The sequence below is a fragment of the Aminipila butyrica genome (assembly GCF_010669305.1).
Lineage (GTDB): Bacteria > Bacillota > Clostridia > Peptostreptococcales > Anaerovoracaceae > Aminipila > Aminipila butyrica.
In genome coordinates this window covers 3,002,607-3,014,709 of the sequence record NZ_CP048649.1, presented here as the reverse complement: position 1 = coordinate 3,014,709, position 12,103 = coordinate 3,002,607, and the positions used below count along the sequence as shown (strand labels likewise).

The 12,103-nt window shown below is 41.9% G+C and carries 13 protein-coding genes; 9 read left to right on the top strand and 4 right to left on the bottom strand.

The window, feature by feature from the left end; translation table 11 throughout:
- Nucleotides 1-73: 73 nt before the first annotated feature.
- From Ami103574_RS14240 to Ami103574_RS14220, 5 genes are all read left to right on the top strand, one after another.
- The gene (locus Ami103574_RS14240; protein ID WP_163067622.1) at nt 74-742 is read left to right on the top strand and encodes a CoA transferase subunit A; all 669 of its coding nucleotides are present in this window, start codon (nt 74-76) and stop codon (nt 740-742) included.
- On the top strand, nt 732-1,385 hold the full coding sequence (locus tag Ami103574_RS14235; RefSeq protein ID WP_163067621.1) for a 3-oxoacid CoA-transferase subunit B: 654 nt from the start codon (nt 732-734) through the stop codon (nt 1,383-1,385). Before Ami103574_RS14240 ends, Ami103574_RS14235 begins: the two co-directional genes overlap by 11 nt.
- Before the next feature lie 15 nt (nt 1,386-1,400).
- The gene (locus Ami103574_RS14230; protein WP_163067620.1) at nt 1,401-2,564 is read left to right on the top strand and encodes a thiolase domain-containing protein; all 1,164 of its coding nucleotides are present in this window, start codon (nt 1,401-1,403) and stop codon (nt 2,562-2,564) included.
- Nucleotides 2,565-2,596: 32 nt separating this feature from the next.
- Entirely contained in the window at nt 2,597-2,812 is a 216-nt protein-coding gene (locus Ami103574_RS14225; protein ID WP_163067619.1) for an OB-fold domain-containing protein, read from the top strand.
- Nucleotides 2,813-3,156: 344 nt separating this feature from the next.
- A complete protein-coding gene (locus tag Ami103574_RS14220) occupies nt 3,157-3,840 on the top strand; it encodes a hypothetical protein (protein ID WP_163067618.1) in 684 nt (227 codons plus the stop codon).
- A 92-nt stretch (nt 3,841-3,932) separates the two neighbouring features.
- On the opposite strand, the gene Ami103574_RS14215 is transcribed toward Ami103574_RS14220, so the two are convergent.
- From Ami103574_RS14215 to Ami103574_RS14200, 4 genes are all read right to left on the bottom strand, one after another.
- Complete coding sequence (locus tag Ami103574_RS14215) at nt 3,933-4,307, bottom strand: VOC family protein (RefSeq protein ID WP_163067617.1); 375 nt, start codon at nt 4,305-4,307, stop codon at nt 3,933-3,935.
- A gap of 89 nt (nt 4,308-4,396) precedes the next feature.
- Complete coding sequence (locus tag Ami103574_RS14210) at nt 4,397-4,909, bottom strand: PadR family transcriptional regulator (RefSeq protein ID WP_163067616.1); 513 nt, start codon at nt 4,907-4,909, stop codon at nt 4,397-4,399.
- A gap of 41 nt (nt 4,910-4,950) precedes the next feature.
- Entirely contained in the window at nt 4,951-5,829 is an 879-nt protein-coding gene (locus Ami103574_RS14205) for a DUF2812 domain-containing protein (protein ID WP_163067615.1), read from the bottom strand.
- Between the two features lie 266 nt (nt 5,830-6,095).
- Nucleotides 6,096-7,457: a sigma-54 interaction domain-containing protein gene (locus Ami103574_RS14200; RefSeq protein ID WP_163067614.1), complete on the bottom strand. Its 1,362-nt coding sequence runs from the start codon at nt 7,455-7,457 to the stop codon at nt 6,096-6,098.
- Nucleotides 7,458-7,707: 250 nt separating this feature from the next.
- Here Ami103574_RS14200 and Ami103574_RS14195 point away from each other — a divergent pair, with 250 nt between their 5' ends.
- From Ami103574_RS14195 to mtnN, 4 genes are all read left to right on the top strand, one after another.
- Nucleotides 7,708-9,084 (top strand): amino acid permease, encoded by a 1,377-nt coding sequence (locus Ami103574_RS14195; protein WP_163067613.1) that lies wholly within the window; start codon nt 7,708-7,710, stop codon nt 9,082-9,084.
- 44 nt (nt 9,085-9,128) lie between these two features.
- On the top strand, nt 9,129-10,028 hold the full coding sequence (locus tag Ami103574_RS14190; RefSeq protein ID WP_163067612.1) for an agmatinase family protein: 900 nt from the start codon (nt 9,129-9,131) through the stop codon (nt 10,026-10,028).
- 272 nt (nt 10,029-10,300) lie between these two features.
- A complete protein-coding gene (locus Ami103574_RS14185) occupies nt 10,301-10,909 on the top strand; it encodes a restriction endonuclease subunit S (protein WP_163067611.1) in 609 nt (202 codons plus the stop codon).
- A 452-nt stretch (nt 10,910-11,361) separates the two neighbouring features.
- Nucleotides 11,362-12,063, top strand: coding sequence for a 5'-methylthioadenosine/S-adenosylhomocysteine nucleosidase (gene mtnN, locus Ami103574_RS14180; RefSeq protein ID WP_163067610.1), 702 nt, complete (start codon nt 11,362-11,364; stop codon nt 12,061-12,063).
- Nucleotides 12,064-12,103 lie beyond the last annotated feature (40 nt).

Sequence of the window (12,103 nt, the reverse complement as noted above, 5' to 3'; positions counted from 1 at the left end):
CAATTGTCCTGCAGTAAGCCAATAGCATGGATTTTTCTTATTGCAGGACTTATTCTTGAGGAGTGTGACGTGATTGTCTAAAATAAAGAGTCTAACAGAAGCAGTTTCCTTTATCAAAGATGGAGACAGCATTTTAGCTGGGGGGTTTTATGGAAATGGAACGCCAAAATTAATTGTTGATGAATTGATTCGACAGGGTCAAAAAAGTCTTACTATTGTCAATAACGATGGTAATACGGTAGAAAAAGGAGTGGGCCGATTAGTCGCCAGTGGCCAAACCAAGAAATTAGTTTGTTCTTGGTGTGGAAGGCTGCCAATTGCACCACAGCTTGCTGAAGAAGGAAAAATGGAATTGGAGCTTTGTCCTCAGGGAACCTTAGCAGAGCGGATACGTTGTGGAGGATATGGCTTAGGAGGCGTACTGACCAGGACCGGATTAAATACAATTGTAGAAGAGACAATGGCAGAGCGTGTAACGTTAAAGGGAAAGGATTGGCTGTATCATGAACCAATCAGAGGAAATGTAGCAATTATAGAAGCGGATCGGGCTGATGAAGCCGGAAATTTAATTTTTCATTTGACCCAGAGATCTTTTGCTACCGTGATGTGCTTTGCAGCAGATCTGGTGATTGTGGAAGTAAACCAAAAAATTGAACCTGCGGGCAGTTTTCATCCGTCTGAAATCCATGTGCCTGGAGTGGTTGTCAATATTCTTGTACAGGGAGAAAAAAATGAACAGTAAACAGCAGATTGCAAGCAGAGTCGCAAAAGAATTTCGTGATGGAGATATTGTAAATTTAGGAGCGGGGCTTCCTACTTTGGCAGTTAACTATATCCCTGAAGATGTGCAAGTGCATCTTTGCTCAGAAAATGGTATTGTAGGGTTTGAAAAAGCGAATCCGGATTTGCCCGTTGACCCATTTTGCACCGATGCAGGTGAACAGCCAATCTCCATTACTGCGGCAGGATGTGTGGTAGACAGCTGTACTGCTTTTGGTTTAATAAGAGGAAAACATCTGAAAATTACAGTTCTGGGTACTATGCAGGTGGACGCAGAAGGAAGCATTGCCAATTGGATGATTCCAGGTGGAAAAGTTGCAGGTATGGGCGGTGCAATGGATTTGGTTGAGGGTGCAGAGCGAGTCATTGTAGCGACGGAGCATTGTGCAAAGGACGGAACCCCTAAAATATTAGAAAAGTGTACTTTTCCTTTGACCGGATATGGTGTAGTAAATACAATCATTACAGAACTTGCCTATATTGAGGTCACAAAGGAAGGTTTATGTTTGAAAGAAGTAGCACCTGGTGTAAGTGTTGAAGAAGTCATACAAAAGACAGGAGCAAATTTAATTATTAGCAAAGACCTTCGTGAGATGTCACGATGATAGGAGGCAAAAATTATGCGTTCAGTATCAATCATCGGAATCGGTGAAACAAAAATGGGAAACTTCCCAAACAGAACCCTTAGAGAGATGATTTCTGAGGCAGGGAATACGGCGATAAAAGATGCAGGGGTAGAAAAAAAAGAGATACAAGCAATCTTTTTTGGCAATTTTGTCGGTCAGCAGCTTACAGGCCAGGGGCATATGGGTGCGCTTGTTTCTGAAACTCTTGGCTTAGGTCACATTCCTGCCATACGAATGGAGGGAGCCTGTGCATCAGGAGGACTGGCTTTTAGAAGTGCATTAATTGCAGTAGCAAGTGGCATGTATGATACGGTTTTGGTTGGAGGCGCAGAAAAAATGACCCATCAGGCTACTCCGCAAGTAACTGAATCCATTGCATCTGCCATGGATTACAATCTGGAAGCCATGCAAGGATATACGTTCCCTGCAAATTTCGCAATGATTGCAAACAGATATTTTTATGAACATCGGAATGTAAAAAAGGAAATGGCAATGTGTGCAGTAAATGCGCATCATAATGCAACATTAAATCCGGATGCGCAGATGCCGAAAGAGTTAGACTTAAATAAAGTTCTTGCTGCGGATACCATTGCCAGCCCTCTAAGCTTATTTGATTGTTCACTTATTACGGATGGCGCAGCATTTTTAGTATTGACTACGACGGAACGGGCAAAACAAATTTCTCAAAATAGAGTTGTTGAAGTGATAGGATCTGGACATGCAGGGGATACCTTAACACTTTTTTCAAAGAAAACCATGACCAGCTTTGCAGCGGCAAAAGAGGCGGCGAAGCAGGCTTATACACAAGCGAATTTAAAGCCGGCAGATATTGATTTTGCAGAAGTTCATGATTGTTTTACAATCACCCAGATTATTAATATAGAAGATTTGGGATTTGCGGAACCGGGACATGGAGGAGATTTGGTTGCAGAAGGTGGTATATCCATAGAAGGAAGCAAACCAATTAACGTAAGCGGAGGTTTAAAGGCAAAAGGACATCCCATCGGAGCAACCGGCATCAGCCAGATATTTGAGGTTGTTACACAGTTACGAGGTGATGCAGGAAAGCGTCAGTTAAAGAAGAATGATATCGGACTAACACATAATCTAGGTGGTACTGCGGCAACTGCAATCATCAATATTTTTAAGGGTTTGTAGTTGTAAAAACAAATAAGATTGGAGTAAAGACTATGAATAACACGAGAATTTATACATTCAGCGTTTTATATACATCTTTTGGTGAATTTAACAAGGATGTTCCGTATGTTGCTGCCATCTTGGAACAGGAGGATGGCTTACGCTTTCCTGTCCGCCTAAGCGGCTATAATCCTAATCAGGAAATTAAAATTGGCCAAACTGTAAAAATACAAAAAAATCAAGATGGCACGTGTGACTATATGCTATAATCAGATACTTTGATTTCTTCTGTGAGAAAGTTGGAACAGAAGGATAAATGAGAGAATGGTTTGGGGAATATACGGATCTATAATAAATGTTGGGGTAAATAAAATTATCCCAACATTTTTCTTGTTTTTGGAGAGACGGTTCTGAGCAAGTGCTTTCCCACAGAATCAAAAACAAATTTGATAAAATTTTCCTCAGAGCATTGAAAATACTGTAAAACCCTGTTTAAATAGAAGTAGTACAGAAATACCGCAGATAACAAAAATACGAGTGGATATTTACAGGTGCTTTTACATTTGATTCATTCATTAAGTTTTTTATAAAGCATAAATCGGGGGAAGACAAATTGGAGAACGGTGTTCAGAGATATCTTAGAGCTGTTGTAGTGGTTTTAATTACTGCCTTTTGTGCGATGAAACTGCCACATCAAGATAAGGCTATATTTGATTTATTAATACCAGCAATAAAATTGAGTCCAGGATCAAGGTTGTATTTAAATGGAGTACTTCCTCTTGTTCTGTTATTGTGGAGCTATAAGGAAATCGTGAAGAGCAACTACTTTAAAAGCGGTAAGATCACAATATTTCTTGTCATGTTTTTCATACTAGTGCCGTTTACCTTCAAAGCAATGGATGTAATAAAAATACCATATTATGTGTTAAGTAGTGGACTTAAGTCAATTGATGTAGTAGAAAGTGACTATTCTTTTTCCAATGAACCAGATGGCAATACCATAAATATTGATCTGAGTTTAAAGAATTACGGAAAAGAAGTTAAAGACTTAAACGTTGCTATCGACCTGCCTAAGAGTTTGGAGAAAATTATTGATACTGACCCGATTGCACTGTCAGAGCAATACACAGTTGATAAGCAGCATGGCATTCTTCAAATTAAAGAATCTATCCCATTTAAGTATAAGGAAGGGTTTTCAGAAGAAGACTTATTCAATACTTATTATTTTTATGATGATTACAAAATTATTCTGTCTAAAGCAGATGAAAAACTTACAATAATCCAAAAGGGGCGATAAGACGTATTACCGAGAAGGTAGTACGTCTCTTTTTGGTTGTGGTGGGTCAAGGGGATTTAAAGCGACAGAAAGGACGCTTGGTAGAGCCATCCTTATTTTTCAGCTCTCGGATCATTCTCTTTTGTATAATCCGTGATACCTAGCCTATTGCCAAATTCATCTTCAAATTCAACAGCCATGCCTGTGTGAATTTTGAAAGGTTCGGTTAAGAATTTCACTCCTTTGGTTTTCAATTTATTGTATTCTACCAAAACATCGTCTACTACGAACCATATTGTTGGTTTAGTATCAATATATTTTTTTGTATCCTTTAAAATGATGGCTGGTTCTTCATTTCCTACACTAAAAGCAACCATTCCAATGTCGGCAAAATTAAATTTTACTTTTAGGCCAAGGGTTTCAGAGTAGTATCTTATAGCGCTTTCCATGTTGTCAACTGGCAAAAAAAAGTTATCATAATTTAACATAATTTAAAAACCTCCTAATGTTTTTTAAAATAGTACCATACCTAATATGACGACTATATGTCATATACAGGAGAAATTTTTATTTTTCATCAGGTAGGAATCAATACTCCTTTTCTGAATCCACCACTTCCGAAACCATTTTCCGTTTCTCCGTCACGTAACGGGTTTTTACTATCCTTTGATGGCTGTTCTTCTGAGGACGGAATACTTTCCTGTTGGTGGTCTGTTTCACTGATGGGGATTGAAATCCCATTTCCTGTTTTATCCTCTGGAGGTTCTGGTCTTTGTCCGTCAGCCTCCATAAACTTTTGGCCATCACAGACCATCTTATTTAATCGCTCCAATTCTTCTTTTAAGATGTTTTCTCCTTTTTCGGATAACTTGTAAATCTTTCTGCGGTTTTCTTCCGCAACTTGAACAATGATTTCTTCTTTTTCAAATCTTCCTAAAAGGGTATATAGTGTTCCCGCTCCGACCGTAACTCTTTCCTCTGTCAGTTCCCGTATCATCTGCATGATTCCATAGCCATGATTTTCCTTGATGAGGGAAAGAAGAACGTAATACATGGGTTCTGTTAACGTTTTTAATTGTTCTCTTGCCATTTTTGCCTCCACAAATTCATAATTATTTTATGATAATATTTTTAAAGGATATAGGAAAAGAAGCCGATCAATCCCCAAAAAAACATAAATGCGCCAATATAATTTAATACTTTAAGTTGTTCTCTTTCAGGGTGCAGGGCCAGCAGGTAAGTGGTTACCAATATCACCGGAACAGAACCTATAAATATCAGGGTCTGCACAAATTCCAAGCTTATTTCTCCAAAGCTGTTTGGGAAAAAGCCTCTTTTCCAGATAACATAAAAGGCGGCCAGGACTAAAGACGCAAGAAAAGCACTCCCGAACAAGTCGCAGGAAACTCGCAGTAACTGCGCCATTTTCTTTCCTATAGCATTGCTATTTACTTGCCATCCGCTTACCCGATATATCAATTTAGCTGTTATGTGCAATACATAATATACTCCGGTCAAGCAGCAAAGAAAAAGAGTTGCGTAAAAACCATAATAAAGTGCTTCTTCTCGATTCTTTATGAAAAACAAAGCTTTCAAGATGATCAGCATACAAAGAAGCTGAAAGGAATGATTGAGCAATTCGCCATTATTCACCACGGCTTTTCTCAGCATGTTTCTCTCAGAGGCGTCATCCGTATATAAGGGCACCGCATTGTCTTTTTGCGCAGCGAATATGTAGAGTCTCTTATTAAAGCAATCAACTTTTTCCCATCCTGAATCTTTATAGAACTGGTAATATTCACTTTTTTCCCATTCCGTTCTCTTGGCTACATCAATGACATACTTCATTTTTTTTGCTCGCTCACTTTTTTCAAATATGGCTATATTCCGAAGCCATCCTTTTCCCGTACTTTTAAATTCATAGCCTTTTTCTGCCATCTGGTTCAAAAAGCTTTCTGCTTCTTTATACTCAAGTGTTCCAAAATTAAAGCTCCTGAAAATATGCTTCATTCACGCCTCCCCCTAATGCCCTTGTCTATTCCCGATATCTTTTACTGTTTAGTCCAATTGTTTAAGTAAATAATTGATATATCGTTACTTGATATATCAATTATCAATATATAACTTAATTCTGCATTTGTCAATTCGATATATTAAAAAAATCTCAGCAGTATTACTGAGATTTTTCAAAATTAACTTTTATATAGTTGTTTAGAATTTGCTGAACAATAATGGGCCAATCACCAAGGCTGAGATGATCTCGCCGCGGAAGATTATCAGATTTCTCCCTTCATCAGTCCATATTTTTTCAACTTGTAATACAGGGTTTGCCGAGGCAGTTTAAGTTCTTTTGCAGTCTTAATAATGTTATACTTATTGGCATGTAAGGCTCTGCCAATGAGCGCTGCCTCGTATTCCTCCAGCAGATGGGACAGGCCTTTTTCATCATGAAGTGTAGTCTGTCCGTTATCCCTCAAGGCTTGCAAAATGTAAGGCGGCATGTGGGGGATATCCAGCCAGTCTTGATCCGCGAAGTTATAGGCACTTTCTATACAATTCTTTAATTCCCGCACGTTGCCCGGCCATTGATATCGGGTAAGGAGGGATTTTAGTTCGGGAGTGATGCCCTGAACCTGCTTGTGAAAAAGGTTGTTGTAGTATTGAATGAAGTACTGGCACAGAGGGTCAATGTCCTCTGGCCGCTCCCGCAGAGGCGGTAATTCCACCGTGACTACGCTAAGTCGATAGAAGAGATCAGGGCGGAACTTATTTTGCGATAGGAGATCTTGGGGCTTTTCGTTGGTGGAGGCAATAATTCGTATATCCACGTCTAGGTCTTTGTTATCGCCTACTCGACGGATTTTTCGGTCTTCCAGGGTCCGCAGGAGCTTGGATTGCATCTCCAGCGGCATAGAGTTAATTTCGTCTAGGTAGATGGTGCCGCCGTTGGCTGTTTCAAACAGCCCGGCTTTGTCTTCGGCGCCAGTAAAGCTGCCTTTGACGGAGCCAAAGAGGATACTTTCGATGATTGTGCTGGGAATGGCCGCGCAGTTTTGGGTTACAAAGGGTTTATCCCAGCGACGGCTGGCGTTGTGGATGGCGTGGGCAGCAATTTCCTTTCCCGTGCCAGTCTCTCCGTATATTAAGACGCTGGAATTAGATTTGGCCATATTTTTCATGCGCAGTATCAGTTCTTTCATGCTGGTGCTTTCTGTAATAATATTGTCGAAGTCATATTTGGCATTAAAGATAGCATAATTGCGCTTATTTTTATTTGGCTGCTTGCTGCCGTCGATGTTGGAAGAGATTTCGATAGCACCTAGGAGTTTGTTTCCGCTGATTAAGGGGAATACTGAATTGATAGCCGACACCGGCTTATTGTCGGTGGTTTTGATGGCCTGAAACTGGTTGACCAGGGGCTCTCCGGATTCAATAACTTTAAATATAGTGCTGTTTTCTTTTGTCAGCCAGGGATAGAGTTGGAATATGGATTTGCCGATATTGTCCTGATTGCCTGCCTCGTTGTAGATATCGTTGAAATCATTATAATACATAACGGTTCCCTGGGTATCGATGACGATGATCAAATCGGTATTTTTCAAGGAATTTCGCATTTCTGATAGAGCCTGCTCGTACATGACTACACCTCCTAGGATAGGATTCCATATATGTGATGGGATTTCATACATACTGTACTATATTTGGTCACTTCCCGCTATTGTTTTTATTTTATACCTTTACTGCCTTTAGAGCAAGGATTGAGTGACGAATTTTTGTACAGTTTTTATACAGTTTAAATGGGTGTTTGTGAAATTCCAAGGCGTTCAAAGTTGGCACGTTTATTGCTCTTATATAGAGTAACAAATTTATGAAAAGGAGACCATGCAAATGAGTAGCGAAAACTTAAACCATTCCGACAACAAAGTAGAGCTAAAAAAGGAAATTGGACTTGCTGCTGCCATATCCATTGTGGTGGGAAACATGATCGGCTCCGGCATCTACATGACGCCTCAGACTCTGGCCAGCGCATCAAATCCAAAATCTACTATGATCGCTTGGGTCATCACCTCCATCGGCTCCATCATCGTGGCCCTGGTATTCGCCAGGCTGGGAGAAAAGTATCCCGCCACCGGGGGTCCAGTTTTTTACGCGAGAAAGTCTTTCGGCAGCTTTGCCGCTTTTCTCATCGCCTGGACCTATTGGATTGGGGCCTGGATTTGTGATGCGGCAGTCATCACCGGATTTTTAAGCTATCTGTCTTTTTTCGTACCAGTCCTCCGAGAGAGCAAGCTGCTGGCTTTTGGAGCCTCCACGCTGACCTTGTGGTTTTTCACCTGGATTAACATCAAGGGCTCTAAGCAAGTGGGCATTGTAGGGCTAATCACCACGGTCTGTAAGATTATCCCTCTGATTATCTTCATTATCATTGCAGCCCTGCACTTTGACTCGGCTAATTTTGCCAGTGCATCGGCGCCAGAGCTGGAGGGAGCCAACACGATTTCCGTGGCGGTGGGCATCACCCTGTGGGCTTTTTTGGGCCTGGATTCAGCCAGCGTGGCGGCAGGGGATATCAAGAATCCGCAAAAAAACGTGAAGAGAGCTACGTTACTAGGCATCGTGGGTACGGCCATCATCTACATGGGCATCAACGTCTTTGCCATGGGAGCTATCAGTCAAACCCAATTGGCCAATTCTACCGCACCATTAGCAGAAGTTATTAACATTGCCACTGGGTCAGCTTGGGGCGGCGGCTTTGTAGCCATGGGAGCTATCATTGCTACCCTGGGTGCTACTTCTGGATGGATTCTCATCACTGGACGAATTGCTTTGTCGGCTGGGCAGGAAAACTTATTTCCAAAAGTCTTTAGCAAGATCAGCCCAAAGACCCATACCCCAGTCAATGCCTTGGTAATCAGCGCTGTGGCAGCCAACATTCTTTTGATTCTCAATGCGGCGGGCAGCCTTCGCTCGGCTTACAACTTTATGGTGCTGATTGGTACCCTGGCTTTTCTGCCGGCCTATGCCTTCAGCGCAGCTGGAGAGATCATTCTACTGGCTAAGCGGTCCAGCCAGTTCAATCTGTTTATCTTCGTCAAGAGCAGTTCTATGTCTCTGCTGGCCTTTGCCTATACGCTTTATGCGATTTATGGAATAGGGGCGAATGCGGTTATGTGGGGCTTCATTCTTATGCTAGCCGGCATTCCATTCTTTGTATACATGAGAATGCAGAATAAAGAGATAAATTCCTTAGAAGAGCCACTTTAACAGGTTCTTATAAATAAATTATGACAAGAAATAGGAGGAGCAAGATGTTAAAGGAAAGTAAAAAAAACAAGTTTGGAATTCTGGGACTGGATTACGATACCTCGGCGGGTTTGGGCTGGCCAGGAGCAAGATATGCCCCTGATCAAATTCGTCAATCCCTCAAGTGGATATTAAATCGAATCCGAGACAATGAAATCTTCGATACGGAAAAAAACAGGTTAGTGGATATGTCAAAGGTAGAGATTCGAGATTTCGGCAACCTGTCCATCAGTCGTTACGACCACGAAAAGAGTGGGGAGGAGATGAAGCAGCAGATTGACCAAGTCATCGACGCAGGGTTTTCTCCGATTCTTTTAGGGGGAGACCATTCGGTGACTTGGCCGGGCATCCGTTCTCTCTATGAGCACACAGAAGGCAAGATGGGTATTATTCACTTGGACACCCATTTGGACCTGGTAGAGGATTCGGCGGTGCAGGGAAAGTTTTCTGGCAGCAGTGAGATTCGCCGGGCAGCAGAGCTGGAACGAGTAGATGGCAACAATATCGTTCAAATTGGCATCCGGGGCTATAATTATGCCGAGCATTACCACTTTATAAAAGAAAATAACCTGCATGTTATCACCCCGGACGCTTTTTTTGAAGAGGGAGCGGCACAAGTGGCTAAAAAGGCTGTGGAATGGGCTTCTGAGGGCGTAGACAAGATCTATTTTACATTGGATATCGATGTACTGGATTCGGCTTTCGCACCAGGGTCCGGAGCCAACGAGCCAGGAGGCATCAGTACTTGGCAACTGTTTAAATTTGTTAAGGAAGTAGCGCCATATGTGGACGTTTTCGATATTGTAGAGGTCAATCCCATGACGGATTATCGAAATATGACCAGCACCGTGGCAGCGAAGCTGATTTTTGATTACATCGTGACTAATTATTACACCTGCTGTTGAGAATAGCGGCGGCAGCTGCTAAGAGCTCCAGGGAAAAAGAGGGGCTATGGGCCGCTCCATCAAGAATAATATAGCCGACCGTGAAAGTGTCAGGGATTAAAAGTTTTAAGACCTGACACTTTTTGACTTTGAAAGGAAACATATGGTAATAATGGACAAAAAGACACCCCATGAGACCTTTTATAGCCATTTCAGAAAAGAACTTTGTGTGTTACAATGGAGAACATGAATAAGAGGATGCTAGAGGCGGCATCGACAGGAGGCACACAACAATGAGCAGATTGAGAATACTAATCCAGGAGCTATGTCCCCAGGGGGTGGATATGGTGGAGCTGGGAGACGTGATGGTCTGTGAACCGTCTGAAACCTGTATGGTAGAAAGCAAGGAATACCAGGATGAGTTTTTTACGCCAGTTCTGGAAGCGGGAACCTCCTTTATTTTAGGATATACTGGCGAGAAAACAGGGGTGTTCCAGGCATCCCCGGCAGAACCCGTGGTTCTCTTTGATGATAACAGCGGTGCTTTTCGTTGGGTAGAATTTAACTTTAAGGTGGAATCTCCGGCTATGAAGCTTTTGACTGCTAAGGACAAGGCGATGGCAGATTTTCGATATCTGTATTACATGATGAAGCGAATTGAACGCAGGGGAGATGAAAAGAGCAATCTGTGGGCAGGGTATTACAGTAAGATGGGCATTCCGCTGCCGTCTCTGCCCATACAGCATGAGATTGTTAAAATTTTGGATAACATCGCCGAAGAGGAAGAAAATTTATCATTGGAATTGGCTGCTCGAAAAAAACAGTATGAACATTATCGTCAACTTCTTTTGACTTTCCATGAGGCGGCCGACAACATCAGCAAACAGACGGACGGGTTATAGCAGTACTTTGAGTTTTCCTAAAGAGCCCTGGGGATAGAACAGAAAATTAGAGAATAAAAAAGGATCATCAGCCAATCGCTAACGGTCCTTTCAATCGTTAAAACAAATCATAGAAGATGGAGCCAACCAGAGCGATTACCGTGATGACCTCCAGTGTCTTGGCAGCCATGTCGAGCTGCACCGATTTAAAATCTAAATTGCTGAACCAATACATAGTTGTTATCCTTTCCCTTTTACAAATACATTAGAGAAATAGTTGCTTTTTATTTCGATTTGGGAATCATGCCTGCTGATATTTTTTGTTTTTTAAACCTTATTATACAGTTTTCTATTTGTCCGCCTCTTGCCATCTCTTAACAATTTAACTATAATACGAATGAACCAATTTATAAGATTCATTTTTTTATTACATATACGGAAAGAAGAGGATGAAAGAAAGGCGGTATCAGTGGATGAAGTTGCTTGGACTAATTTGTCCGTGTGAAGAGGAATGGGCGCCATATGAAAGATATTTTAAGGAAAAGAGCCGGCATCTGAGGGCTGGCATCGAGTTCTTGGAAGGAGAATTGGCTGACCAGCCTGTGGTTGCTGTGGTTTCGGGTGTATGTAAGGTAAATGCGGCCATTGCAGCTCAAATTTTGGTGAATGTGTATCAAGTGGAGGGGATTATTAACTCCGGAACGGCTGGGGGTATGGCCAGTCAAGTGAAATTGTTGGAGACCGTGGTATCTACCGACATCTGCTACCACGATGTGAATTTGTTAAATCTAGTGAAGCTACACCCCTTTATGGACTCGGACAAACCTTACTTTCAAGTGGACGGGAGAATGTTGCAAGCAGCCAGAAAGGTAGCAGCTAGCGGCACTTTTTTGCAGAAAATTCACTTTGGGCGCATGGCTACAGGAGAACAGTTCATTGTGGACAAGGAGCGTCCGGCTATTAATGACACCTTTGAACCTCTCTGTGCAGATATGGAGACTGGGGCGATAGCTCATGTGTGTTATGTAAATCAGGTTCCTTTTATGGCGGTTCGGAGTATTACGGATACAGAGGAACACAATGGATTGGCAAATTTCGAGGCCAATTTTGCAGAAGCAGCCAGTAGGTCAGCAAATTTTGTAGTCGGGCTTGTGGCAGAGCTGCAAGAAGGATGAGCGGCAAGTGTTGGTATGTGGATATGAGTCAGACAATGGT